The 22,465-nt window shown below is 64.8% G+C and carries 27 protein-coding genes; 19 read left to right on the top strand and 8 right to left on the bottom strand.

From position 1 onward, the window contains the following. Window positions 1-6: 6 nt before the first annotated feature. The gene (locus HZR14_RS05125) at window positions 7-543 is read right to left on the bottom strand and encodes an NUDIX hydrolase (RefSeq protein WP_181691796.1); all 537 of its coding nucleotides are present in this window, start codon (window positions 541-543) and stop codon (window positions 7-9) included. A gap of 172 nt (window positions 544-715) precedes the next feature. Here HZR14_RS05125 and HZR14_RS14160 point away from each other — a divergent pair, with 172 nt between their 5' ends. The 7 genes from HZR14_RS14160 to HZR14_RS05165 all read left to right on the top strand — a co-directional run bounded on the left by HZR14_RS14160 (window position 716) and on the right by HZR14_RS05165 (window position 8,723). Then, window positions 716-1,822 carry a nitrous oxide reductase accessory protein NosL gene (locus HZR14_RS14160; protein WP_220132451.1) on the top strand — a complete coding sequence of 369 codons (1,107 nt, stop codon included), beginning with the start codon at window positions 716-718 and terminating at the stop codon, window positions 1,820-1,822. A gap of 93 nt (window positions 1,823-1,915) precedes the next feature. After that, the gene (gene mvk / locus HZR14_RS05140) at window positions 1,916-2,902 is read left to right on the top strand and encodes a mevalonate kinase (RefSeq protein WP_181691797.1); all 987 of its coding nucleotides are present in this window, start codon (window positions 1,916-1,918) and stop codon (window positions 2,900-2,902) included. Further along, window positions 2,902-3,651 carry an isopentenyl phosphate kinase gene (locus HZR14_RS05145; protein WP_181691798.1) on the top strand — a complete coding sequence of 250 codons (750 nt, stop codon included), beginning with the start codon at window positions 2,902-2,904 and terminating at the stop codon, window positions 3,649-3,651. Before mvk ends, HZR14_RS05145 begins: the two co-directional genes overlap by 1 nt. Before the next feature lie 274 nt (window positions 3,652-3,925). Beyond that, window positions 3,926-5,266 (top strand): ribonuclease J, encoded by a 1,341-nt coding sequence (locus HZR14_RS05150; protein ID WP_181691799.1) that lies wholly within the window; start codon window positions 3,926-3,928, stop codon window positions 5,264-5,266. Continuing rightward, complete coding sequence (gene idsA3, locus HZR14_RS05155; protein ID WP_181691800.1) at window positions 5,263-6,288, top strand: geranylfarnesyl diphosphate synthase; 1,026 nt, start codon at window positions 5,263-5,265, stop codon at window positions 6,286-6,288. Before HZR14_RS05150 ends, idsA3 begins: the two co-directional genes overlap by 4 nt. Window positions 6,289-6,498: 210 nt before the next feature. Continuing rightward, entirely contained in the window at window positions 6,499-8,214 is a 1,716-nt protein-coding gene (locus tag HZR14_RS05160) for a glutamate--tRNA ligase (protein ID WP_181691801.1), read from the top strand. Between the two features lie 179 nt (window positions 8,215-8,393). After that, entirely contained in the window at window positions 8,394-8,723 is a 330-nt protein-coding gene (locus HZR14_RS05165) for a 4Fe-4S dicluster domain-containing protein (protein ID WP_181691802.1), read from the top strand. 189 nt (window positions 8,724-8,912) lie between these two features. Here the strand turns inward: HZR14_RS05165 and tmcA are convergent, their stop codons facing one another. Continuing rightward, the gene (tmcA, locus tag HZR14_RS05170) at window positions 8,913-11,174 is read right to left on the bottom strand and encodes a tRNA(Met) cytidine acetyltransferase TmcA (protein ID WP_181691803.1); all 2,262 of its coding nucleotides are present in this window, start codon (window positions 11,172-11,174) and stop codon (window positions 8,913-8,915) included. A 202-nt stretch (window positions 11,175-11,376) separates the two neighbouring features. Between tmcA and HZR14_RS05175 the strand changes: the two genes are divergently transcribed. The 9 genes from HZR14_RS05175 (at window position 11,377) to HZR14_RS05215 (ending at window position 16,976) form a co-directional block, all read left to right on the top strand. After that, window positions 11,377-11,559, top strand: coding sequence for an HVO_2753 family zinc finger protein (locus tag HZR14_RS05175; protein WP_181691804.1), 183 nt, complete (start codon window positions 11,377-11,379; stop codon window positions 11,557-11,559). Window positions 11,560-11,561: 2 nt separating this feature from the next. Beyond that, on the top strand, window positions 11,562-11,828 hold the full coding sequence (locus tag HZR14_RS05180; protein ID WP_181691805.1) for an elongation factor 1-beta: 267 nt from the start codon (window positions 11,562-11,564) through the stop codon (window positions 11,826-11,828). 138 nt (window positions 11,829-11,966) lie between these two features. Continuing rightward, window positions 11,967-12,260: a 50S ribosomal protein L21e gene (locus HZR14_RS05185; RefSeq protein WP_181691806.1), complete on the top strand. Its 294-nt coding sequence runs from the start codon at window positions 11,967-11,969 to the stop codon at window positions 12,258-12,260. Continuing rightward, window positions 12,257-12,613 (top strand): RNA polymerase Rpb4 family protein, encoded by a 357-nt coding sequence (locus HZR14_RS05190; RefSeq protein WP_181691807.1) that lies wholly within the window; start codon window positions 12,257-12,259, stop codon window positions 12,611-12,613. Before HZR14_RS05185 ends, HZR14_RS05190 begins: the two co-directional genes overlap by 4 nt. A 41-nt stretch (window positions 12,614-12,654) precedes the next feature. Next, window positions 12,655-13,230 (top strand): DUF655 domain-containing protein, encoded by a 576-nt coding sequence (locus HZR14_RS05195; RefSeq protein WP_181691808.1) that lies wholly within the window; start codon window positions 12,655-12,657, stop codon window positions 13,228-13,230. A 184-nt stretch (window positions 13,231-13,414) separates the two neighbouring features. Beyond that, window positions 13,415-14,242: a 16S ribosomal RNA methyltransferase A gene (locus HZR14_RS05200; RefSeq protein ID WP_181691809.1), complete on the top strand. Its 828-nt coding sequence runs from the start codon at window positions 13,415-13,417 to the stop codon at window positions 14,240-14,242. Between the two features lie 88 nt (window positions 14,243-14,330). Beyond that, window positions 14,331-14,906 (top strand): HemK2/MTQ2 family protein methyltransferase, encoded by a 576-nt coding sequence (locus HZR14_RS05205; protein WP_181691810.1) that lies wholly within the window; start codon window positions 14,331-14,333, stop codon window positions 14,904-14,906. Window positions 14,907-14,946: 40 nt separating this feature from the next. After that, the gene (locus tag HZR14_RS05210; protein ID WP_181691811.1) at window positions 14,947-15,927 is read left to right on the top strand and encodes a 5-methyltetrahydropteroyltriglutamate--homocysteine methyltransferase; all 981 of its coding nucleotides are present in this window, start codon (window positions 14,947-14,949) and stop codon (window positions 15,925-15,927) included. Then, complete coding sequence (locus HZR14_RS05215) at window positions 15,924-16,976, top strand: methionine synthase (RefSeq protein WP_181691812.1); 1,053 nt, start codon at window positions 15,924-15,926, stop codon at window positions 16,974-16,976. The genes HZR14_RS05210 and HZR14_RS05215 overlap by 4 nt, the downstream gene beginning before the upstream one ends. 43 nt (window positions 16,977-17,019) lie before the next feature. Here the strand turns inward: HZR14_RS05215 and HZR14_RS05220 are convergent, their stop codons facing one another. The 5 genes from HZR14_RS05220 to rpl7ae form a co-directional block, all read right to left on the bottom strand. Continuing rightward, on the bottom strand, window positions 17,020-17,502 hold the full coding sequence (locus HZR14_RS05220) for a DoxX family protein (RefSeq protein ID WP_181691813.1): 483 nt from the start codon (window positions 17,500-17,502) through the stop codon (window positions 17,020-17,022). Window positions 17,503-17,647: 145 nt separating this feature from the next. Beyond that, window positions 17,648-18,109 carry a nucleoside-diphosphate kinase gene (gene ndk / locus HZR14_RS05225; RefSeq protein ID WP_181691814.1) on the bottom strand — a complete coding sequence of 154 codons (462 nt, stop codon included), beginning with the start codon at window positions 18,107-18,109 and terminating at the stop codon, window positions 17,648-17,650. Further along, window positions 18,110-18,520, bottom strand: coding sequence for a 50S ribosomal protein L24e (locus tag HZR14_RS05230; protein ID WP_181691815.1), 411 nt, complete (start codon window positions 18,518-18,520; stop codon window positions 18,110-18,112). It abuts the gene before it with no gap. Continuing rightward, window positions 18,520-18,744, bottom strand: coding sequence for a 30S ribosomal protein S28e (locus HZR14_RS05235; protein ID WP_015409642.1), 225 nt, complete (start codon window positions 18,742-18,744; stop codon window positions 18,520-18,522). Before HZR14_RS05235 ends, HZR14_RS05230 begins: the two co-directional genes overlap by 1 nt. A 10-nt stretch (window positions 18,745-18,754) precedes the next feature. Continuing rightward, window positions 18,755-19,117, bottom strand: coding sequence for a 50S ribosomal protein L7Ae (rpl7ae, locus tag HZR14_RS05240; protein ID WP_181691816.1), 363 nt, complete (start codon window positions 19,115-19,117; stop codon window positions 18,755-18,757). 398 nt (window positions 19,118-19,515) lie between these two features. Between rpl7ae and dpsA the strand changes: the two genes are divergently transcribed. After that, the gene (gene dpsA / locus HZR14_RS05245; protein ID WP_181691817.1) at window positions 19,516-20,061 is read left to right on the top strand and encodes a DNA starvation/stationary phase protection protein DpsA; all 546 of its coding nucleotides are present in this window, start codon (window positions 19,516-19,518) and stop codon (window positions 20,059-20,061) included. A 21-nt stretch (window positions 20,062-20,082) separates the two neighbouring features. Here dpsA and HZR14_RS05250 read toward each other — a convergent pair whose 3' ends face one another. Beyond that, the gene (locus HZR14_RS05250; protein ID WP_181691818.1) at window positions 20,083-20,220 is read right to left on the bottom strand and encodes a hypothetical protein; all 138 of its coding nucleotides are present in this window, start codon (window positions 20,218-20,220) and stop codon (window positions 20,083-20,085) included. A gap of 95 nt (window positions 20,221-20,315) precedes the next feature. On the opposite strand from HZR14_RS05250, the gene HZR14_RS05255 reads away from it, so the two are divergent. Together HZR14_RS05255 and HZR14_RS05260 are read left to right on the top strand one after the other, a co-directional pair. Continuing rightward, entirely contained in the window at window positions 20,316-21,023 is a 708-nt protein-coding gene (locus tag HZR14_RS05255; RefSeq protein ID WP_181691819.1) for a DUF7547 family protein, read from the top strand. A 256-nt stretch (window positions 21,024-21,279) separates the two neighbouring features. Continuing rightward, a complete protein-coding gene (locus HZR14_RS05260; RefSeq protein WP_370464955.1) occupies window positions 21,280-22,431 on the top strand; it encodes an ABC transporter ATP-binding protein in 1,152 nt (383 codons plus the stop codon). Window positions 22,432-22,465: the final 34 nt, after the last annotated feature.

The raw sequence follows: 22,465 nt of genomic DNA on the forward strand, positions 1-22,465 counted from the left end.
CCGGTATCAAATCCGCTGTTCTCCCGAACCGAGCGCCAGCTCCGAGAGCTCCTCGTAGGCCAGTTCGTCCGGGGACTCGGCGGCCCACCGAAGCGTCGCGGTCGTCGTCCCGCCGGACGTCGCGGCTCCGTCGGCGACCGATCCCCGGAAGGCGACATACGGGTTCGGTATCGGCCGCCGTTCGGTCCAGTCGTCGAGATACACGACCTGGATCTGTGCGAGGCCATCGATGCTCGCCTCGGCGTCGGTCACCTCACGGAGGCCACGTTTTGCACACGCGGGGTAGGACTCACCCGGCAGCCGGCCGGCGCCGGGTTCGATCCAGCCGTCGACGTTCTCATACCGGGCCAACAGGACCCTTTGATCCCGGAGGATCCTGATTCCGGCCCCGCCGACGACGCCGAACGATTCGAACGAATCGACGAGCGCGTCGTACTCGCCCGGATCGCACTCGACGCGACGGCTGACGAGGTCGACCTCGCCGTACTCCGCGGTGAAATCGGAGACGAGCGCGTTGACGTGACGGCGCAGTTCTATCGACACGGCGCGATGTATGCGCGCCAGCGGCTTGTGCGTTGCTGTCGTGAGAAACTCCAACATGAAACGGAGTACCGTGTAGAACGTGATGACGGCACGTGGTTCGTTATATGAACACACCATATATCCTAATGTGATCCCGGCCGTTTTTTCGCGCATGCGTAAGCGAGACCTCTCAGTGTCGACGCGTCGAGACGTGCTTTCCGTGACTGGTGCCGGACTCCTCGCAGGACTTGCGGGCTGTACCGGAAACGGCGACGGCACCGAAGACGGGACGGACGGGGAAGGAACCGAAACCCCAGCGGGGGACGGAGAGGGAACCGAAACCCCCGCAGATGACGCCGAAGCGAGCCTCGGCGATCCGGTCGAGTTCCCCGAGGACGCCGAGTGTCCCGTCTGTAACATGATGCCGGCGGAGCATCCGGAATGGAACGCCCAACTCGCCCACGAGAACGAGGACCGGGCGTTCTTCTGTTCGTCCGGCTGTCTGGCCGCCTACGTGGCCTACACCGATCGATTCGGCGGGCCGGACTCCCCGCTCCACACCGCCTGGGTGACCGGCTTCGAGACCGGCGATCTTCTCCGTACGTCGGACGCGTACTTCGTCCGCGTGGCCGATCCCGATCACGTCGACGATATCATGATGCGGAACCCGACGCCGTTCGCGGGTCGGTCCGGCGCCGAGGCGTTCGTCGAGGAGTTCGACGCGTATGGCGACGAGGACATCATCACCTTCGACGAGTTCGACGAAGACCTCGCGACGTTCTACCGGGAGGACCTCATCGAAGGCAGCGCCGACGACGCCGAAGCGAGCCTCGGCGATCCGGTCGAGTTCCCCGAGGACGCCGAGTGTCCCGTCTGCAACATGATGCCGGCGGAGTACCCGGCGTGGAACGCCCAACTCGCCCACGAGAACGGGGACCGGGCGTTCTTCGATACGTCCGGCTGTCTGGCCGCGTACGTGGCCTACACCGACCGGTTCGGCGGGCCGGATTCGACGCTCCAGACCGCCTGGGTGACCGGATTCGAGACCGGCGAGTTGCTCCCCGCCTCGGACGCGTACTTCGTCCGCGTGACCGATCCCGACCACGTCGACGACGTCATGATGCGGAACCCGACGCCGTTCGCGGACCGATCCGATGCCGAGGCGTTCGTCGAGGAGTTCGACGTGTACGGCGACGAGGACATCATCACATTCGACGAGTTCGACGAAGACCTCGCGACGTTCTACCGGGAGGACTACGTCGAGGGTGACGGCGGAATGGACGACATGGATATGGAGTGAACGGCGACACGGACATGGAGTGAACGGCGATCGAACGGCCGATCCCGGGCGCGTTCGGATATCCTTTTTATCCGCCCCCCACGATCCACCGGTATGACCACATCGAGCGCACCGGGGAAGGTGTATCTCTTCGGCGAGCATGCCGTCGTCTATGGCGAACCCGCCGTTCCGTGTGCCATCGAGCGACGGGCACGAGTAACCGCCGAACGACGCGATGACGAACGGGTCCGCGTGCAGGCAAACGACCTCACGCTCGATGGATTTGCCGTCACGTGGGGCGGTGAGACAGGCACGCGGCCGGACGTCGACGTGCCGAGGCCGCTCGTGGAGGCGGCAACGGGCTACATCGACGGGGCGATCGAGCAGGCCCTCGATGCGGCCGGGGAACCGGCGGCCGGCTTCGACGTGACGGTCGAAAGCGACATTCCGCTCGGGGCGGGCCTCGGCTCCTCGGCGGCCGTCGTCGTCGCGGGGATCGACGCGGCGACGCGCGAACTCGGCGTCGAACTGTCCTCCGAGTCCCTCGCCGACCGGGCGTATCAGGTGGAGCACGACGTCCAGGACGGTCAAGCCTCGCGGGCGGACACGTTCTGTTCGGCGATGGGTGGGGCGGTCCGCGTCCGAGGCGACGACTGCCGGCGGATCGAGGACGTCCCGACGCTGCCGTTCGTCGTGGGCTACGACGGCAACACCGGGGATACCGGGGAACTCGTCGCCGGCGTTAGAAAGCTCAAAGACACCTACGGGTTCGCCGCCGACACCATCGGATCGATCGGCGATCTGGTCCGGACGGGCGAACTAGCCCTGCGCGATGGAGACATAGAGGAGCTCGGCCGGCTGATGGACTTCAACCACGGTCTCCTGTCGGCGGTCGGCGTCTCCTCACGCTCGCTCGATACGATGGTGTGGGCGGCCCGCGAAGCCGGCGCGCTCGGCGCGAAGCTCACCGGTGCCGGCGGCGGTGGCTGTATCGTCGCGCTCGACCGGACCGAACAGACCCACACGGCCCTGGAGTACACGCCGGGATGTGAGGACGCCTTTCGGGCGGAACTCGACGGTGAAGGGGTCCGACCCGAGTGATGACGGCGAACCGAGCGACGACGACGGTACTGAAACTCGGCGGGAGCGTCGTCACGGAGAAAGACCGCCCGGAAACGGTCGACCCGGCATCGCTCCGTCGGGCGGCCGAGTCGGTCGCGACGATCACCGGTCGGCTCGTCGTCGTCCACGGCGGCGGGAGCTTCGGCCACCACCACGCGGCCGAACACGGCGTCTCGAACACCGAGGGGACGAACGAGGACGCCGCGATCCGTTCGATCCACGGCGCGATGAAACGGCTCAACGGGGCGGTGGTCGATAGCTTGGCCGAAGCGGGCGTCCCGGCCGTTCCCGTCCACCCGTTTTCGGCGGCAGTACGGACCGCGGAGGGGACCCTGCGGCTGGGGACGGATCCGGTCGCGGCGATGCTCGATGCGGGGTTCGTTCCGGTGTTACACGGCGATACGGTGATACACGACGGCACTGGAGCCACGATCGTCTCGGGCGACGAACTCGTCGTCGCGTTGGCGGGCGCACTCGGTGCCGACCGCGTCGGTGTCTGCTCGTCCGTCCCCGGTGTGTACGACGCCGAGGGGGACGTCATCGGCCGGATCGAATCGTTCGAGGACGTCGTCGACGCGGTCGGGGCGAGCGATACGACGGACGTCACCGGCGGGATGGCCGGAAAGGTTCGCGAACTGCTGTCGCTCGACGCGCCGGCGTACGTCTTCGATATCGACGGGCTGGATGCGTTCGCCGCCGGCGGCACGCCGGGGACCGAGATCGAGTAACGCTCTCGTGACGCTCAACCCACTATTTTTTAACCCCCGAGAACGAAGCCTCCTGTAACCGAGCGACGGTCGCCCCGGACTCGGACGGGCGGCCGGCAGTTGCGGGCGGGAGACGGCTGTTCGAGGCCATGCGATCGGATGCGACCGATCGAACGCCTCGTCGGTTCCGACCGCCGGCGCACCGATCCGTCGGTGTCGCGTCCGTCATAGACGGCCGTGTATATGGCCGGTCGCCCAGCCCTCCGGCCGGCGAGCGTCCTCTCGGAGGTAAACTATGGAAGTCGAAATCGCAACCATTGGCGGCTACGAGGAAGTCGGACGACAGATGACGGCCGTTCGGGCCGGAGAAGACGTCGTTATTTTCGACATGGGACTGAACCTCTCGAAGGTTCTCATCCACGACAACGTCGAAACCGAACGAATGCACAGTCTCGATCTTATCGACATGGGCGCGATCCCGGACGACCGCGTCATGTCCGATATCGAGGGCGACGTACAGGCCATCGTGCCGACGCACGGTCACCTCGATCACATCGGGGCGATCTCCAAACTGGCACACAGATACGACGCACCGATCGTGGCGACGCCGTTCACGCTCGAACTCGTCAAACAGGAGATCCAAAGCGAGGAGAAATTCGGCGTCCAAAACGACTTGATCGAGATGGATCCCGGAGAGACGATGGCCATCGGCGAGGACTGCGAACTCGAGTTCGTCAACGTGACGCACTCGGTCATCGACGCGATCAACCCCGTCCTCCACACCCCCGAAGGTGCCGTCGTCTACGGTCTCGACAAACGTGTCGACCACAACCCGGTCATCGGCGACCCGATCGACATGGAACGGTTCCGCGAGATCGGCCGCGAGGGCGTACTCTGTTACATCGAGGACTGTACGAACGCCGGCAAAAAGGGCAAGACCCCCTCCGAGTCGGTCGCGCGAGAACAGCTAAAGGACGTGTTGTACTCCCTGGAGGACTACGACGGCGGGATCGTCGCCACCACGTTCTCGAGTCACATCGCCCGCGTCAAATCACTCGTCGAGTTCGCCGAGGACATCGGACGCCAGCCCGTCCTTTTGGGCCGCTCGATGGAAAAATACTCCGGGACCGCAGAGCGTCTCGACTTCATCGACTTCCCCGGCGATCTGGGGATGTACGGCCACCGGAAATCCGTCGACCGGACGTTCAAACGGATCATGAACGAAGGAAAAGAAAAATACCTGCCGGTCGTCACCGGCCACCAGGGCGAGCCCCGTGCGATGTTGACCCGGATGGCCCGCGGCGAGACGCCGTACGAACTCGATGACGGCGACAAGGTCGTCTTTTCGGCCCGCGTGATCCCCGAGCCGACGAACGAGGGCCAGCGCTATCAGGCTGAAAAGCTCCTCGGGATGCAGGGCGCTCGCATCTATGACGATATCCACGTCTCCGGGCACCTCCGTACCGAGGGCCACTACCAGATGCTCGACGCCCTCCAACCCGAGAACCTCATCCCGGCACACCAAGACATGAAGGGCTTCTCACCGTACGTCGACTTGGCCCGAGGCCAGGGCTACAACGTCGGAGAGGACCTCCACATCACGCAGAACGGGAACACCATCCAGCTCACGGAATGACGACCTCAGAACGCGTGGAATCGGCTATCGCCGACCGGAGAGCCATCGTCAACGACGCGATCACCGAGCAGCTGCCGATACAGCGCCCAGAACGGCTTTATTCGGCGTCTCGGTATCTGCTCGATGCGGGCGGCAAGCGTCTCCGGCCGACGATCTTCCTCTTGATCGCGGAATCGATCTCGGAGACGGCGTCCCCCGCGGACGACTATCGGGCGTTTCCGACGTTGAACGGGGAACGAATAGACGTACTTTCGGCGGCCGTCTCGATCGAGGTCATTCAGTCGTTCACTTTGATTCACGACGACATCATGGACGACGACAACCTCCGTCGCGGCGTGCCGGCCGTCCACCGGGAGTACGACCTCGAAACCGCGATCTTGGCCGGGGACACGCTCTATTCGAAGGCGTTCGAATACATGCTCGATACCGGCGCGCCAGCCGATAAGAGCGTTCAGGCACTAGAGGAGCTGGCGACCACCTGTACTGAGATCTGTGAGGGACAGGCGCTGGACGTCGATTTCGAGTGCCGAACGGACGTGACGACCGAGGAGTACCTCGAAATGATTGAATATAAAACCGCAGTCCTGTACGCGGCCGCGGCGGCGACGCCGGCTATTCTGCTCGGGAGCGACGAGGAGACGGTCGATGCCCTCCACGGGTATGGCCTCGATATCGGGCGTGCCTTCCAGATACAGGACGACCTCCTGGATCTGACGACACCGAGCGAGGAACTCGGAAAGCGGCGCGGGTCCGACCTGATCGAGGGGAAACGGACCGTGATCACGCTCCACGCCCGGAACCAGGGCCTCGACGTCGAGGACCTCGTTCCCGAGAACCCGAGCGACGCCGAGATCGAAGCGGCGCTCGAACAGCTTCGGGCCACCGGGAGCATCGACTTCGCCAGGGAGTTGGCCGAGGAACTCGTCGAGAGCGGAAAACGACGACTCGACGTGTTACCCGAAAACGAACCCCACGACCTGCTCGAAGAGATCGCACACTATCTGGTCGAGCGGGCCTATTGACCGCGGATCGCCGGCCGATGGCCGGCCCCACTGTTTATATACGATACCGGGGACAGACCCCCACGTGGGCTAATACGAAGCCGACAGCAGGGGTCAGCGGTCGCGTGGGTCACCGCTGTCGGGTCGTCAGCCGGATCCGCCTGTTTGCCCTTTCCGGTAGCGACGGACGAATCCGCGAGGTTTTGGTAGTCCCCCCAGTAGTCGTGGCCGATGGAACAAGACCTTCGCGAACGCATCGAGCGCGAGGCCGAGACGGCCGCGTTGTTCAACGCGCTCAAACACGACAGCGACGCACAGGTCGGCGCGATCATGGGGCCGATAATGGGCGAAAACCCCGAATTCAGGCCATATGGGGATGAGATTCCGGGGATTATCGCTCCCGTCATTGACAGCGTAAACGAACGCTCCGCCGCGGAGAAACGCGAGCGGCTCGAACGTCTAGCCCCGATGCGGCTCGAGGAGTTAGATGCCGAGGACGAAGAAGACGACCAGCCGCTTCCGGACCTCCCCAACGTCGACGCCTACGAGGACGTTCGAATGCGATTAGCCCCGAACCCGAACGGTCCCTGGCACCTCGGGAGCGCCCGGATGCCCGCGGTCATCGGTACGTACAAACAGATGTACGACGGCTGGATGCTGTGTCGGTTCGACGACACCGATCCGGAGACGAAACGTCCGGATCCCAACGCGTACGGCGAGATCTTGTCGTCGATCGGATATCTCGGGTTCGATCCCGACGAGGTGGTCAAGGCCTCCGATCGTGTCGAGACGTACTACGAACACGCCCGAACGCTCATAGACGAGGGCGGTGCCTACACCTGCAGCTGCGATGCGGCCTCGTTTTCGGCACTGAAAAACGACGGACGGCCGTGTCCACACCGTGAGAAGGACGCTGAGACGACGCGTTCGGAGTTCAAGGCGATGATAGACGGCGAGTACGCCGCCGGCGAGATGGTGCTCCGCGTCCGGACCGACATCGAGCACAAAAACCCCGCACTGCGCGATTGGGTCGCGTTCCGCATGGTGGATACACCGCATCCACGCAGCGAGGCCGAGGAGTACCGTTGCTGGCCGATGTTGGATTTCCAGTCCGGCATCGACGACCACGAATTCGAGATCACCCACATCGTCCGCGGGATCGACCTCCAGGATTCCGCCAAGCGACAGGGATTCGTCTACGACTACTTCGGCTGGGAGTACCCCGAGGTACTCCACTGGGGCCACGTCCAGATCGATGCCTACGACGTCGAACTGTCGACGTCGACGATCAAGGAACTCATAGCGAATGGCGAACTCGACGGCTGGGACGACCCGCGTGCACCGACGGTCGCGAGCCTCCAGCGTCGGGGGATCCGTGGCGAAGCCATCGTCAACGCGATGGTCGGGCTCGGAACGTCGACGTCGAACGTCGATCTCGCGATGTCGTCGGTCTACGCGGAGAACCGCGAGTTGATCGACGACGAAGCCGACCGGCTGTTTTTCGTCCGTGACGGGGTCGAAAAGACGCTCGACGGCGGTCCCGACAGCGCAGCGCCGCCGGTCCACCCGGACCACGAAGCGCGGGGCGTCCGTGAGATCCCCGTCGGTGACGGCGTACTCGTCGAACCCGATGACGTGCCGCCCGAGGGACAGCGGGTCTGGCTGAAGGGGTACGGGCCGGTCCGTTATACCGACGGTGTATTCGAGTTCACCGGCGATGGAATCGACGTCGTCCGCGAGGAGGACGTGGACGTCGTCCACTGGGTCCCCGCCGAGGAGAACGTCCCGCTCAGACTCCGAACGATGGACGGCGACGAGAGCGGCCACGTCGAGCCCGGTATCGGCGGATACGGCTCCGACGACGTCGTCCAGTTCGAGCGGATCGGCTTCGCTCGGATCGACCGACACGAGGACGAGGAGACGGTCGCATACTTCGCTCACCCCTGATATGCGGTAGTTGCCAGCGGGGCAAATCCGGAAGTCAGTATACCGATGGAGCGGTCACCGCCGGAACGGTGCGGACGGTGACCGTTCCCGGACCCCAACAGTCCGTATGAGCGAACGGCGAGCCCGTATGAGCGAACGGCGAACGTTTAACGCCTCGGCCCACATCCGGATACGTATCAATGGCCATCGATCCGAACTTCGAGGAGAACCGTGAACTGGAGGGTCGAGAGCACGGTGTCGACGTCTGGGGGCCGACGGAGCCTCCGGAGCAACTCGGTATCCGTGGCGTCCACGTCGCCGTCGATTTCGATATCTGTCTGTCCGACGGGGCGTGTCTCGAGGACTGTCCCGTCGACGTCTTCGAATGGGTCGACACCCCCGGCCACCCCGAGAGCGAAATCAAGGCCAACCCGACCCACGAAGAGCAGTGTATCGACTGTATGCTCTGTGTGGACGTCTGTCCGGTCGATGCGATCGACGTCGATCCGGGGCGTACCGATCGCTTCTGATACTGTCGGACGTAATTTCGTGAATACCTGAATCGTTTAGATAGACGAAACCGTACTGTAACACGACGCTCAGAGATTTTCGATTCAAGTAGTTACGTCCGACAGTATGAGCGCCCCAGCGGGTTGTGACTACCACGAACGGCCACCCTCGGAGCCAAATCACGGACGACGGTGGAGCCGGAAGGACGGTCATCCGTCACGGAACCGGTCCGTCTCCTCGCGTGCGAGCTCGGAGCCATACCGATCGACCAGTGGTCCGTAGACGTCACCGAGCGCGCGCTTGCACTCCCGCTCGGAGTCGTAGCCGAGCGCGTCGGCGGCCGCCGCCCAGGGGGTCTCCTGTAGGACCTTCCGCACGAGGAGGCGCTCGTGGTCCGGATCGGAGACCGCGCCGTCGACGAGTGCCCGGAACGCGAGCAGCCGGAACGGGCCGGGTGCGGTGTCGTACCGTCCGGGGCCGTCGGCGGCGCTCGCGACGATACGCCACTCGAAGTCGCTCAACTCGGGCGGTGTTCCGCCGTCGATGGATGCGAGCGCCCCACGGACGACGTCGGGGTCCAACGATCGGAGAGCGCCCGAGAGGACGTCCGGGAGCCGTCGCCGGAACCACTCTACGTGTCTGTCCGCGAGTTCGCGTCCGGCCTCGGAGACGGGTCGCAACATCACCGCCGACCGTTCGCCGCTCGCCTCGTTTCGCGTCCCCGAGAGGTGGACCGTCCGGTAGCCGTTAGCCGTCCAAAACGAGAGCAGCTGTGGCGTTACACCGTAGCTTACGCCCAGATAATCGACGTCACCGAACCGGTCGTCGCCGGAATCCGGGCTGCTGTATTCGGCTTCGACGTCGGCGAGAAGCCGTGATCCGAACCCCCCTGATCGAGCGTCGCGGTGGGTCGCGATGCGTACCACGCGGAGGCCGGTAGGGATTCCGGCCTCGGGATCCCGGAGCTGGCTCGTCAACAGGTCCGGAATCAGGTTGCCGCGGATGCGGTCCCCCTCGTAGGCGAGGCGTCGCGTCCCCTCGTCGAGGCCGCCCTCGGCGGCCAACATCGCGACCGAGACCGGGTACCCGTCGACGGTGAGCGCACGCAGTGCGACGTTCGGTGCGTCCAGTAGTCGGGCGAGGTCGTCGGGCTGGGTCCGGTAGTGTGCCGAAACGAGTAGCCCGAACACCTCCCGGAGCAACGCCTCGTTGTCGGCGAGGTCGTCCCGGTCGAGCCGCTCGTAGGTCGCCTCCGTCGAGGACGTCCCCTCGAGGAGTTGCCCGGGCGGTGGGGTCGCATCCAACAACAGCGCGTTGAACAGCCACACCTCGATCGGGTCCGCCGCGGCATAGCGGATCGGCTCCGAGAGTACCCGTTCGGTGACGTCGCGGGCCGCTTCGAGGGCGTCCCGAAACCGGACGTCGAATCCCCGTCCGGCACCCTCGTATCCACGGACCGTCGTCGACAGACAGGTCGCCGGGGCCACCGACAGAAGCTCCTCGAGCCGTCGGACTGGGAGCGCTGCGGCCTCGTCGACGAACAGTACGTCGGCCGACGATTCGACCGCCTCGGCCGGCGACTCGAACCGTATCTCGGCGTCGAAAGCCCGGAGAAACGGCGTTTCGCGGCCGTCACGACCGTCCTCGGATAACACGCCGAGCGTCTCGAGCAGCTCGGCCGCGCGCTCGAAGAGTTCCGCCGCGTTCCGATAGCTCGGAGCCGTGACGACCACGGTCGAGCCGTCGGCGGCGAGGGCGGCGGCGGCGAGTCCCGCGGCACTCGATTTCCCGCGGCCGCGGTCGGCTTCGAGAACGACCGCCGTTCCGGGCTCGTATAGCCGTTCGCAGTCGGAGACCGCGGCGCGCTGGTCGGCGCTCAGACACGCCTCGTAGACTGCCTCGGGGAACACGTGGGCGGTCTCAAAAGAGCCCCGACCCGGTGGGCGGCAGGGTGGCGGGTCGGTACGCCCGTGTTTCGTTCGCCTCCCGGCATCGACGTCGACGATCGCGATCCCCCGATGCGTACGGAGGGTTTCGAGGAACCGGCGTTTGAACCGCGTGCGGACGTCGCTGATCGACCACGGCGGTGCCGCGAGCGACTTCTCGAACCGTCCACCGGCCCGGAGCCACTCGGAGGGCCGAGGGAGTAATACGACGAGAAGGCCGCCACCGTCGACGGCACCGGTCGCCCGCCCGACCGTGTTCGGCCGGCAGGTGTCGTGACAGTCGAGAACGATACAGTCGTACGTGGTCCCGAGCAACGTCCCCGTTCGCTCGGTCTCGACGTATTCGCCGACGACGGGGTGTGCCGAGATGCTCGCGACACGCCGATCGGAGCCGAACGCGTCGACGGCGGTCTCGGCCCCATCGTAACAGAGAGCCCGATCACCGTGTAACACCAACAGCCGACGCTCGTTCGCGGCGGCCGCCTCGGCTCGGAGTTCTCGGGCCGTCTCCCGAACCGTATCCATGCTCGGCGTACGCCACGAAACCGGAAATCACCACCGGTCATGTGCTGTCGGACGGCGTCGATACCGTCGGCCTGGAGCGGCTTTCTGTCGGTCGGGGTGGTGTCGTTGAGGGCTGGGGGCGGCCAGCGCCGACACCGTTCGAGAGGCCGACACTGGCGGTGTCTTGATAAGGGTTAAATGGCACGCCGACGGACACGAACGTATGAGTAGCAAAAGCGAGGAACGCAGGGAACACACCTGTATTTCCTGCGGGATCAACATCTCCGGGACGGACGCGGCGAAGTTCGACTGCCCGGAGTGTGGAACGCTGATCTATCGCTGTGCGAAGTGCCGCAAACAGAGCAACCTCTATGAGTGCCCCGAGTGTGGGTTCACGGGTCCATAACAATGGGAAAAGTCGCAGCCAAAATGAAGGTCATGCCGCAGAGCCCAGAGATCGATCTCGACGACCTCCAGGAGCGACTCGAAAACGCCCTTCCGGAGGGCGCGAAGATCAGCCGTGTCGACCGCGAGGACGTCGCGTTCGGGCTGATCGCGCTGTTCCCGACCGTCATCATCCCCGACGAAGCGGGCGGCACCGAGACCATCGAGGACGCCTTCTCCGGCGTCGACGGCGTCGAGAGCGTCGGCGTCGACGAAGTCGGCCGCATCTAATCCTGCCGGCCGTCCGTCGCGAACGTATTTCGTACCCCGGAGTCGTGAATAGCCCGCACTGGGGACAGCCAGCAGTACAACGAAGGCGTCGCCGGAACGCACGTTTTATGTGTCGGACCTGTTTACACCGGTATAAGAATGCCCAGTTCAAACGGTCCACGGGAAGGAACCCGCAACAAGCTCAAGAACGACGCCCGCGATCGCGGGGCATCGCCGCCCCAGCGCTCGGTCGAGCAGTTCGACGAAGGCGAAAAAGTACACCTCAAACTGGATCCCTCCGTTCCGAAGGGACAGTTCCACCCCCGATTCAACGGCCGGACCGGGACGGTCGTCGGCGAGCAGGGCCGCGCGTTCAAAGTGGAGATCAACGACGGTAGCGTCACGAAGACGCTCATCTCCGCCCCCGCCCACCTTCGACGACAGCAGGCATGACGATATTCAAAAAGGTCACCGACGAGGCGTACCTCACGACCCCCGAAGCCAAAGAGTTACTCGCCGACGTCGAATCCGAACGCGCGCTCGACGAGGACCGGGAGATGCGATACGAACTCGCCCGGGCCATAGAGCACGTCAACCGATTTTCGACGCTCGAAGCCGACGAGGCCCGCCAGCTGGTCGAAGAGCTCCTCGAACTGGAAAAAGTCGACGAGTCGACCGCGTACAAGATCGCCGACCTGTTGCCCGAGGACCGCGACGAACTCCGGACCGTCTTCGCACAGGGTCGCTATAGCCTCTCGGGCGAGGAACTCGACGACGTGTTGGACGTCGTCGTGAAGTACGCTTGATCTGCCCGTGATTTAAATATCGTCTCCCCGTACGCGGTAGTATGAGTGATGACGGGGACGACGCCGGATCGCGAACTGCGGTCGTGGTAGACTTTCTTCCGAGGGGGCGGCCGAACGACGACCGGCCCCAATACGAGCGTTCACCGGTCGCGTTCGCCGTCGGCGAGACGGATTTCCGGCTCGTCGAAGCGGCTTTGACCGACGATGCCGGCGTCAACATCGGCGACCGGATACGGATCGAGCCCCTCGGCGAAAACGTCAAACAGCTCCGGACGATCCCCTACGAGGACCTCTCGAGCACCGGCGAGTCCGAACTGGAGTACGCGATCGACGAGATACTCGACGCGAACGAGGACCGGTTCGTCGAGTTTTACAACGATGCCCAGCCGATCACGACCCGGCTACACGTGTTGAACCTGCTACCGGGGATCGGCAAGAAACTCCGGAACAACGTCCTCGATGCTCGAAAACAGAAACCCTTCGAGAGCTACGAGGACATCGAAGAACGGGTCTCGGGACTGTACGATCCGAAAGGAGTCCTCGCCGAGCGGATCACCGAAGAACTGCGCGAGGAGGATCTCAAATACCGGCTCTTCGCCCGCCGCGAGGACGAGTAGCCGTACGTCCCGTCAGCCGTACGTCCTGTCAGCTGTGCATACAGTCAGCCGTACGTCCTGTCGGCCGTACGTCCACGAGCGTCTCACCGCGATCGACCGCCGGAGACCGACGGCGACAGTCCATATCAGCCATCGTCGGCCAAAAGCGCGAAGGATATACGCAACCGGAGGTTACCGAACGGATATGCGCGACCCTGATGCGCTCATCGCCCGCGCCGGCCTGCGGGGCGACCCGGAGCGCGACCAACACTTTCTGGTCGACGACCGGGTACTCGATCGGCTTCCGGGGCGCCTCCCCGACGGCACCGACACGAGCCACGTCCTGGAGATCGGCGGCGGGACCGGCGGCCTCACGGCCCGGTTGCTTCCGGTCGCGGATCGCGTGACCGTCGTCGAACGCGATCCGGCGTTGGCGTCGTTTCTGCGCGAGGAGTTCGCCGACGCGGTCGCCGAGGATCGGTTGCGTGTCCTGGAGGGTGACGCACTCGATGTCGACTTGCCGCCCTTTAGCGCGTCGGTGTCGAATCTCCCGTACGGCGTCTCCTCGGAGATCGCGTTCCGGCTGCTTCCGGAGGGCCGACCGCTCGTGTTGATGTTTCAAAAGGAGTTCGCCGAGCGGATGGCTGCGGAACCGAACACCGAGGCGTACGGCCGGCTGTCGGTCACCGCCGGCCACTACGCCGACGTCGAGGTTGTCGAGACGGTACCGAAAGAGGCGTTTTCGCCGCCGCCCGCCGTCGAGAGTGCAGTCGTTCGGATCACTCCCCGTGAGCCGGACTACGAGGTACCCGACGGCGAGTCGTTCATGGCGCTCGTACGCGGGGTGTTCACCCAGCGTCGAAAGACGATGCGCAACGCGATCCGGAACACCACCCACATCTCCGGGATCGACGACCCGGAGGCGCTGATCGAGGCGGCCGGGGAGGATCTGATGGGAAAACGAGCCGGCAAACTCCCCCCGAGCGAGTTCGCACGGCTTGCCCGGCTGGCGGCGATGGCCGAGAGCGGGTGATCGCGAGGATGTCGGTTTCGCCCCGACCGCCGTGGTATCGGCGTGGCATCCACGATACCGACCCGCCCGCGAACGGGGGCGCGGTCGAATGAAACTCGCCGAACGGCGCGGGATGGCGACCGTCTACGAACCCGCCGAGGACTCCCGGCTCCTCGCGACGGTGGCGCTCGATCGAATCGGCGGCGGACGGGTACTGGAGGTCGGCGTCGGTTCGGGCTACGTCGCGAGCCGTATCGACGCCGAGACGTCCGCCACGGTCGTCGGCTGCGATATCAACCCGGAGGCGTGCCGGAGGGCGCGATCGGAGGGGATCGAAACCGTCCGCTCGAACCTGACACGTCCGTTCGCCGCGGATAGCTTCGATACCGTGGTATTCAATCCGCCATACCTCCCGACGCCGCCCGACGAGGAGTGGGACGACCCCCTCGAACACGCGCTCTCCGGCGGCGAGGACGGCAGGCGGGTCGTTCGGCCGTTTCTCGCGGACCTCGGTCGCGTCCTCCGTCCCGATGGACGAGCGTATCTCCTCGTCTCCTCTCTGACCGACATCGACGCGGTCGTCGAACTCGCCGAGGGCACCGGACTTCGAACGGCTGAAGCCGGCGATGCGTCGTTCCCGTTCGAACGTCTCGTCGTCCTCGAAATTACCCACATGAATAGCTGAGTAGGAAATATTAAACGCCATCATCTCGTAGCCACGAGCAATGACGGACGTGATCGCGACGACACCCGGACTGTATCCGCTGCCCGACTGGGCGAAAGAGGAGCTCTCCGATCTCAAGGGACATCAAAAGGACGATCTGATCGCCGGTGACGAATCGGAGGCGATCGTCGAGGCGTACGACCGTGCCCGCGCGGAGGTCACCGACCGACAGCGCGAGGCTGGCCTCGACCGGATCGTCGAGGGCCAACTCCGGTGGGACGACATGCTCGCACACCCTCTCTGTGTCCACGACAACGTCGAGACGCGAGGGATCGTTCGCTATTACGACAACAACAACTTCTATCGGGAGCCGGTCGTCCGCGGTGACCTGACCGCCGACGGCGACGTGGCCGCCGAACTCGACGCCGCCCCGGACGTGAGCCAGGCCGTCCTCCCCGGCCCGTACTCGCTGTCGGAACTTGCGACCGACGAGCACTACGGCGACGATGCGGCGTTTCTCGACGCTGTCGCCGACTTTCTGGCCGCCGAGGCAGCCGAGTTCCCGCCTGTCGAGACGCTGTTTCTGCTCGAGCCGTCGCTCGTCACTGACGCTCCCGAGGACGGCGAGGACGAACGAGCCAGCGAGGCGATAGACACCGTTGCCGCCGCCGTCGACGCCGACGTCGTCGTCCACACCTACTGGGGTTCGATCCCAGAAAAGCCCTACGCGCACCTGATGGACGCGGAGATCGACGCGATCGGGTTCGACTTCGTTACCGATCACGAGGGCAGCGTCTACAACATCCAGGAGTACGGCACGAAGGACGACGTCGCTCTCGGCGTCGTCGACGGGCAGAACACGCTCGTCGAAGAACCCGAGGCGATCGCCGAACGGATCGAGTGGATCGGAGACCAGGTGCCGAACGAGGCGTTCGAGCGCATCTACGCGACCTCGAACACCGAACTGTTCTACCTGCCCACGAACAAAGCCGAGGCGAAACTGGATGCGCTCGCCGCCGCCCCCGCGGAGGTGTCCCGATGAGCCCCGATCCAGCCGGTACCCGCGAGCAGTTCCGCCCCGACGACCACCCGACCGAGCACTTCCTCTTGACGACCGTCGTCGGCTCCTACCCCAAACCCACGTGGCTCAACCGCGCGAAGGATCTCGCCGAAGACGACGCCCGCGCGTTCGACGACGACGACCTGGCGGAGGCGATGGACGACGCCGCCCGTCTCATCACCGAAGAACACGTCCGCGCCGGCCTCGATGCCGTTGCAGACGGCGAGATGCGCCGAAACGAGATGGTCGAATACTTCGCCGACCGCATCGAGGGCTACGAGTTCAACGGTCCCGTCAAGGTCTGGGGACACAACTACTTCGACAAGCCGTCGGTCGCCGACGAGGTCGCCTACACCGAGCCGTGGCTCGTCGACGAGTTCGAGTTCACGGCCGGCGTCGCGGACCGCCCCGTGAAGGTTCCGATCACCGGCCCTTACACCCTCGCCTCGTGGTCGTTCAACGAGGCCTACGACAGCGAGGCCGAACTCGCCTACGAGCTCGCCGACCTGGTCAACGAGGAGATAGAGGCCCTCGTCGCCGCCGGTGCGCGCTACATCCAGATAGACGAACCGGCGCTTGCGACCACGCCCGACGACCACGCCATCGTCGGCGAGTGTCTCGAGCACATCGCCGACGGCGTCCCCGATGACGTCCGACTCGGTCTCCACGTCTGTTATGGCGACTACTCGCGGATCTACCCCGAGATCCTCGAGATGCCGGTCGAGGAGTACGACCTCGAACTCGCCAACGGCGACTACGAACAGCTCGACGTCTTCACGGAACCGGCGTTCGAAAAGGACCTCGCGTTGGGCGTCGTCGACGTCCACACGACGGAGGTCGAGACCGTCGAGGAAATCAAAGAGAACATCCTGAAGGGCTTCGAGGTCGTCCCGCCGGAGCGACTCACCGTCTCTCCGGACTGCGGCGTGAAACTGCTGCCCCGCGAGGTCGCCTACCAGAAGATGGAGAACATGGTGACCGCGGCCCGCGAGGTCGAATCGGAACTCGACGCCGGCGAGATCGACCTGTAGTCGCATCGCCGCTTCGTCCGCCCGGGCCAGGGTGACCGCTCGACTACCGCTCCCGGCGCATCCGCGCTCTCTCGTGCCCGCTGACGACCAGTGCCGCACCGATGATGACGAGGTTCTTGATGATGTATTGGCCCTCGACCGTCAGCCCGTAGGGAAACGCGGTGAACACGACCGCCGGTAACAGAACGACTGGGAGAAACGTCCCCGGCATCTGGAGGGCGAGCAACAGGATGCCGGCCCTGATGAAGCGTCTGACGAACAGACAGAGACCGATCGTGACCTCCCAGATCCCGAGCAGCGGGACGAATATCTCGGCCGGAACGAAATACACCGTCGCGGCGACGAGATCGCCGGCGGGACTGACGCCGACAATTTTGAGTGCGCCGAACCAGACGAACACGGTCCCGAGCGCGTACCGAAGGACGGGCGGTCCGTACTCGTTCATCGCGGCCGTTATCCGTCCGTCGAGTTCGTCGACAGTCAGACCGTCCGTGAACGGGATCGTACGGGAGTCGAGCGTCGACATACTGACACTATGTGATTGAGGGACATAGTATTATGCCGCGAAACGAGTCGCTGTGAGCGCACGCCGGGCTCGGGGAGCATTCACATAGAGTCAGCGGGCTGATGGGGAAGACGAACGGATCGGCGGTAGAGTAGCCTGCGGGACGCTACTCGTACAGCCAGGCTTCGTCGATCCGATCGTAGTCGAGCAGTTCCTCGTCGTCGAAGAACAGCCCGATCTCGCGCCCGGCGGAGCCCTCCTCGGTATCCGAACCGTGGATGACGTTCCGGCCGAGATCGAGGCCGAAGTCGCCCCGGATCGTGCCCGGAGCGGAGTCGGCCGGATCGGTTTCGCCCATCATCGTCCGGACCTGGGCGACCGCCTCTTGGCCCTCCCAGACCATCGCAAAGACCGGGCCGGAGGTGATGAAGTCGGCGAGCTCGTCGAAGAACGGCTTGTCGACGTGCTCGGCGTAGTGTTCGCGCGCGAGCGCGTCGTCGATTTGCATGAACTTCCCGGCGACGAGTTTCAGACCACGGTCCTCGAACCGCGAGACGATGTCGCCGATGAGGCCGCGCTGGACCCCGTCGGGTTTGACCATGACGAAGGTTCGCTCGGCGTCGGCCATTCAGGCTTCGACCTCCTCTTCGTCTTCCGTATCGTCGTCCTCGTCCGCATCGTCGGCCTCCTCGGACTCGCCGACGTCGTCCCCGCCGTCTTCGGTTTCGTCATCTTCGGCTTCCGTTCCGGCCTCGTCGTCCTCGACGTCGGCTTCCGTTCCGGCCTCGTCGTCCTCGACGTCGGCTTCCGTTCCGGCCTCGTCGTCCTCGACGTCGGCTTCGGCCTCGTCGCTCTCGGCGGTGTCGTCGCGTTCGTCGCCGACCCACTCGAGATCGCGGGCCTCCCGACCCATCAGGTAATTTTTCTCGCACTTCGCGTCGGCGAACCAAAGCACCGTGCCGTCGTTTTTGACGTACATCGTCCCGGTGCCGGGTTCGATCTCCTGGCCGCTGTAGTCGCAGGTGCGTTCTTGAACCATTATTGTCCTCCGATCGAGTCGGCCTCACGGGCCGTCTCGCGAAGCTGTAACACGTCGCCGACACGGACCGGTCCGAGGACGTTCCGGGCGATGATACGCCCTTGGTTTTCGCCCTCCTTGATCCGGCACTTGACCTGCATGGCTTCACCGTGCATGCCGGTCTTGCCGACGACCTCGATCACTTCGGCGGGGGTCGCGCCGTCCCCTTCGTTTTCAGCACTCATACACTCTCACCTACTGGAGTTCCTCGACCTTCTCGGCGATGGACTCGACGTCGTCGCCCGCCTCGCCGGCGTCGACGACGGCGGCGGCAGCGCTGCCGACCTGTAGTCCAGCGGCGTGGCCGATGTCGTCTTGGGTGCCGACGAAGACGTACGGGACGTCCTTTTCTGCGGCGATCTCGGGAAGGTGCATGACGACCTCCTCGGGACTGACGTCCTCGGCGATGAAGACGAGCTCGGCGTTGCCGCGCTCGACGGCCTTCGTCGTTTCGTTGGTTCCTTTCTTTACTGAGCCGGTGTCCCGGGCGACCTCGAGCGCCTCGATGGCGTCGTCTTCGAGGTCTGCGGGAACGTCGAAATCTACGTATACTGACATTTTTGACTCCTCCTACGCGCGGGCTCGCGCTCCCCCGCCGTCGAACGCGACCGTTCGGCCGAACCGGTCGGCGAACGTCGGTTCTTCACACCGGATCGGGTGCGTGTTGAGTCCTGTCCGGCTAGGAGCATCACAACCCCGCGTAGGCTGTACACCACCGTACTGCACCACCGCATAAAAGCGCTTATGAACGGGTCCGGGCGTGCGAACCGGCCGCAGGCTCTCTGGATCCTCCCAGATGGGATGGGCCGCGACCGGCGATGCCACATTGTCTCCCCGGAGCGCCGGACGGATCGAGCGTGGGGGATTACACAAAGGAAAAAACAATTTTTTGATTAGTAATGCAAACTTTTCGTAGTGGAAGGATTTAAGTTGGTGGCCGACGGATATGGATACGTATGAGCGCCCAAGAGACCGTTCGCCGTCAGGCCGGAAGCGTCGAGGAGACCGCACTCAAGATCGATCCCGAAAAGGCAAAACAGATCGTCGACGCATTGAATGCCGACCTCGCGGCGACGTACGTTCTGTACCACCAGGTCAAAAAGCATCACTGGAACGTCGAGGGCGCAGAGTTCCTCGACGTACACGAGTACCTCGGAGAGATCACCGAGGACCTAGAGGACGGCGCAGACGAGCTCGCCGAGCGCGCCCAGGCGATCGGCGGCGTCCCCCTCTCGGGCGGCGCGGCGTACGAGGCACACGCCCCGATCGAACCCGAGGGTGAGGACGTCTACGGGATCCGAACCTCACTCGAAAACGACATGGAGGCCTTCGGCGTCATCATCGAGTCGATCCGCGACCACATCGAGCTCACAAACGAGCTCGGTGACTACGCGACGGAGGAGCTCCTCCGTGACACCCTCGAGACCGTCGAAGAACACGCCCACCATCTCGAACACTACCTCGAAGACGATTCGTTGGTGCTCGAGTCGGCGACGAACTGAAGCGGGAACGGACCGTCGCCGCTACCGCCGTACGTCGACGATACAGTCGGTCGCGATCCATCCGTCGCTGTTGTCCGGTTCGGTAAAGACCGACCGATTCGGTGACGTCGCGTGTACTCGGAGCCCGACTGGTTCGTCCGCGTCGGAAGAGACTGGCATTGGCCGGATTTCGGGGCCGACCGGTCTAAAATGTTTTGGTCGGCCTAAAAATCGTCGTGCCGTACTGTTTTTGCCGTGGCTCCCCCAGAGGACGTATGAAGGACCGCGACCGCGAGTTGGCCGAGGCGACGGCCGAACTTTCCGAGACGCTCGAGGAACTCCGCGGGGAGCTCGAAGGCCCGCCGGAAGGGCCATTGGGCCTTCCGCGGCCGCCGAAGCCGTCGGAGCTCCTCCGGTTCACCGAACGGTACACCATCCCGGCGACCGTTGCGCTACTGGAGGCGGCGATCCGGTCGCTGGAGCTTTTGGGGGCGGCACTTCGCGTCGCCGACAGCCGTCCGGTCGGGGCGGTAGAGGACGTGCGAAGCCAGATGCCCGCGGACGGGCGCGATCGGCTCGCGGCGACGAGTCGCGAGACGCTCCGCCGACTCGACGACGCCCTCGCCGAGCTCCAGTCGGCCGCCCGTGGGGATCCGTCCGATCCCGACCTTCGGGGCCTCTTCGAGGAGGCCCGTGCCCTCAGAGCCGAGGTCGACGACCGGTTGGCGGAGGCGATCGAGGAGCCAACGCCCCGCTCGGAACGAGGCCGGGCCGATCGGGGGGTCGACGCCGGACGGGACGGCCCCGACCCCGACGCGGCCGGCATCGACGTCGACGAGGAACTGGCCTCGATCAAGCGAACCGCCGATCAGGATCCCGACGGCGAGGACGATTCCGCGGCCGACGCGGACACGGGCGGGGATCCCCCGGCGTCCCCCTCCTCCACCTCGCCCTCGTCCGGCGACCCCGATGAAGGGACGTAGCCGACAGAACGTCGCTGTGCCGTCCGGTGGTCGCGACTGACTGGGGGTGATCGCTCGGTCGCCCCCGGACGGCTATAGTAGAGCTCGGAAGACAAGACACACTCGATTGCACGGCGGCCGTGCGATCGATGTGTACATAGTTGCGATGTCTGCTATAGATACGCTGGGATCGAACGGAAGGGTTTTTGGCCTGCCTAAACAAAGTGGCGAACAATGATCCCAGACGTGCCCGGTCGGACGCCCGGAGGTGACCCCTGTGTCCAGTGACGTTCGGGGACACGAGGCCAGCCGGACGGTTTCACCCGCGTCCCGGCCGGTGTTGGAACTCGACGGCATCGAGAAGTCCTACGACGGAACGCCGGTCATCCGAGACCTCTCTTTGACCGTCCGCGACGGGGAGTTGCTCACGCTCCTCGGGCCGTCGGGCTGTGGAAAGACGACGACGCTCCGACTGATTGCCGGGCTCGAACGTCCCGATGACGGCGTCGTTCGACTCGAGGAGACACCCGTTAGCGGACGCGGTTTCGTTCCCGCCGAGCGTCGCGACGTCGGCGTCGTCTTCCAGGAGTTCGCGCTGTTTCCTCACCTCTCCGCGCGCGAGAACATCGCGTTCGGGATCGAGGAGTGGCCCGAAGCGGAGCGCAACGCGCGCATCGACGAGCTCCTCGATCTCGTGGGGCTCTCGGACCACGGCGAAAAATCTCCCGAGGAGCTCTCGGGGGGCCAACAACAGCGCGTCGCCCTCGCGCGGTCGTTGGCCCCGGAGCCGCGATTGCTGCTGTTGGACGAACCCTTCTCGAGTCTCGACGTGGATCTCCGGGTCGAGATGCGCGAGGAGGTCCGGGAGATCCTCAAAGAGGCGGGCGTCACCGCCGTGTCGGTTACCCACGATCAAGAGGAAGCGATGTCGATCTCCGATCGGGTCGCGGTGATGAGCGAGGGACGTATCGAGCAGATCGGGACGCCCGAAGAGGTGTTCCAACAGCCCGAATCGCGGTTCGTCGCCGGGTTCCTCGGCCACGCGTCGTTCGTCGCCGGACACGTAAAGGACGACTGCGTCCAGACCGGGATCGGCTGTGTACCCCTCGATCGGATCCACGGACTCACCGACGCCTACCACGGATCGCAGATCGATCTGATGGTCCGCCCGGACGACGTCTGTGCCCGGCGCGCCGCTCCCGCGGAGGCCAACGGCGAGGTCATCCACCGCCGGTATCTGGGCCCGACCGTGCTCTATCGCGTCGAGATCGATTCCGGCGACGTCGTCGGCTGTATGCACAACCACGCGGACAAGGTCTCACTCGACGACCCCGTCTTCGCGAGTCTCGACGCCGATCACGAACTCGCGTGGTTCCCCCGCGGCGAGCGGAAAATGACCGACGGCGGCGCGGACCCGGACGGCGGGTAACCGTCCTCGGCCGTCTTTCGACACGGTCCGGTTC

Source organism: Natronomonas salinimetallica (genome assembly GCF_013839515.1).
Lineage (GTDB): Archaea > Halobacteriota > Halobacteria > Halobacteriales > Haloarculaceae > Natronomonas.

Bases quoted from the DNA above. Each gene is read 5' to 3' on its own strand.
- HZR14_RS05195 (WP_181691808.1), top strand. From the start codon at position 12,655: ATGAGTGATGACGGGGACGACGCCGGATCGCGAACTGCGGTCGTGGTA.
- tmcA (WP_181691803.1), bottom strand. From the start codon at position 11,174: ATGGATACGGTTCGGGAGACGGCCCGAGAACTCCGAGCCGAGGCGGCC.
- HZR14_RS05220 (WP_181691813.1), bottom strand. From the start codon at position 17,502: ATGTCGACGCTCGACTCCCGTACGATCCCGTTCACGGACGGTCTGACT.
- HZR14_RS05185 (WP_181691806.1), top strand. From the start codon at position 11,967: ATGCCCAGTTCAAACGGTCCACGGGAAGGAACCCGCAACAAGCTCAAG.
- HZR14_RS05150 (WP_181691799.1), top strand. From the start codon at position 3,926: ATGGAAGTCGAAATCGCAACCATTGGCGGCTACGAGGAAGTCGGACGA.
- dpsA (WP_181691817.1), top strand. From the start codon at position 19,516: ATGAGCGCCCAAGAGACCGTTCGCCGTCAGGCCGGAAGCGTCGAGGAG.
- HZR14_RS05200 (WP_181691809.1), top strand. From the start codon at position 13,415: ATGCGCGACCCTGATGCGCTCATCGCCCGCGCCGGCCTGCGGGGCGAC.
- idsA3 (WP_181691800.1), top strand. From the start codon at position 5,263: ATGACGACCTCAGAACGCGTGGAATCGGCTATCGCCGACCGGAGAGCC.
- rpl7ae (WP_181691816.1), bottom strand. From the start codon at position 19,117: ATGTCAGTATACGTAGATTTCGACGTTCCCGCAGACCTCGAAGACGAC.
- HZR14_RS05230 (WP_181691815.1), bottom strand. From the start codon at position 18,520: ATGGTTCAAGAACGCACCTGCGACTACAGCGGCCAGGAGATCGAACCC.
- HZR14_RS05250 (WP_181691818.1), bottom strand. From the start codon at position 20,220: ATGCCAGTCTCTTCCGACGCGGACGAACCAGTCGGGCTCCGAGTACAC.
- HZR14_RS05165 (WP_181691802.1), top strand. From the start codon at position 8,394: ATGGCCATCGATCCGAACTTCGAGGAGAACCGTGAACTGGAGGGTCGA.
- HZR14_RS05210 (WP_181691811.1), top strand. From the start codon at position 14,947: ATGACGGACGTGATCGCGACGACACCCGGACTGTATCCGCTGCCCGAC.
- mvk (WP_181691797.1), top strand. From the start codon at position 1,916: ATGACCACATCGAGCGCACCGGGGAAGGTGTATCTCTTCGGCGAGCAT.
- HZR14_RS05215 (WP_181691812.1), top strand. From the start codon at position 15,924: ATGAGCCCCGATCCAGCCGGTACCCGCGAGCAGTTCCGCCCCGACGAC.
- HZR14_RS05255 (WP_181691819.1), top strand. From the start codon at position 20,316: ATGAAGGACCGCGACCGCGAGTTGGCCGAGGCGACGGCCGAACTTTCC.
- HZR14_RS05235 (WP_015409642.1), bottom strand. From the start codon at position 18,744: ATGAGTGCTGAAAACGAAGGGGACGGCGCGACCCCCGCCGAAGTGATC.
- ndk (WP_181691814.1), bottom strand. From the start codon at position 18,109: ATGGCCGACGCCGAGCGAACCTTCGTCATGGTCAAACCCGACGGGGTC.
- HZR14_RS05160 (WP_181691801.1), top strand. From the start codon at position 6,499: ATGGAACAAGACCTTCGCGAACGCATCGAGCGCGAGGCCGAGACGGCC.
- HZR14_RS05180 (WP_181691805.1), top strand. From the start codon at position 11,562: ATGGGAAAAGTCGCAGCCAAAATGAAGGTCATGCCGCAGAGCCCAGAG.
- HZR14_RS05175 (WP_181691804.1), top strand. From the start codon at position 11,377: ATGAGTAGCAAAAGCGAGGAACGCAGGGAACACACCTGTATTTCCTGC.
- HZR14_RS05145 (WP_181691798.1), top strand. From the start codon at position 2,902: ATGACGGCGAACCGAGCGACGACGACGGTACTGAAACTCGGCGGGAGC.
- HZR14_RS05205 (WP_181691810.1), top strand. From the start codon at position 14,331: ATGAAACTCGCCGAACGGCGCGGGATGGCGACCGTCTACGAACCCGCC.
- HZR14_RS05190 (WP_181691807.1), top strand. From the start codon at position 12,257: ATGACGATATTCAAAAAGGTCACCGACGAGGCGTACCTCACGACCCCC.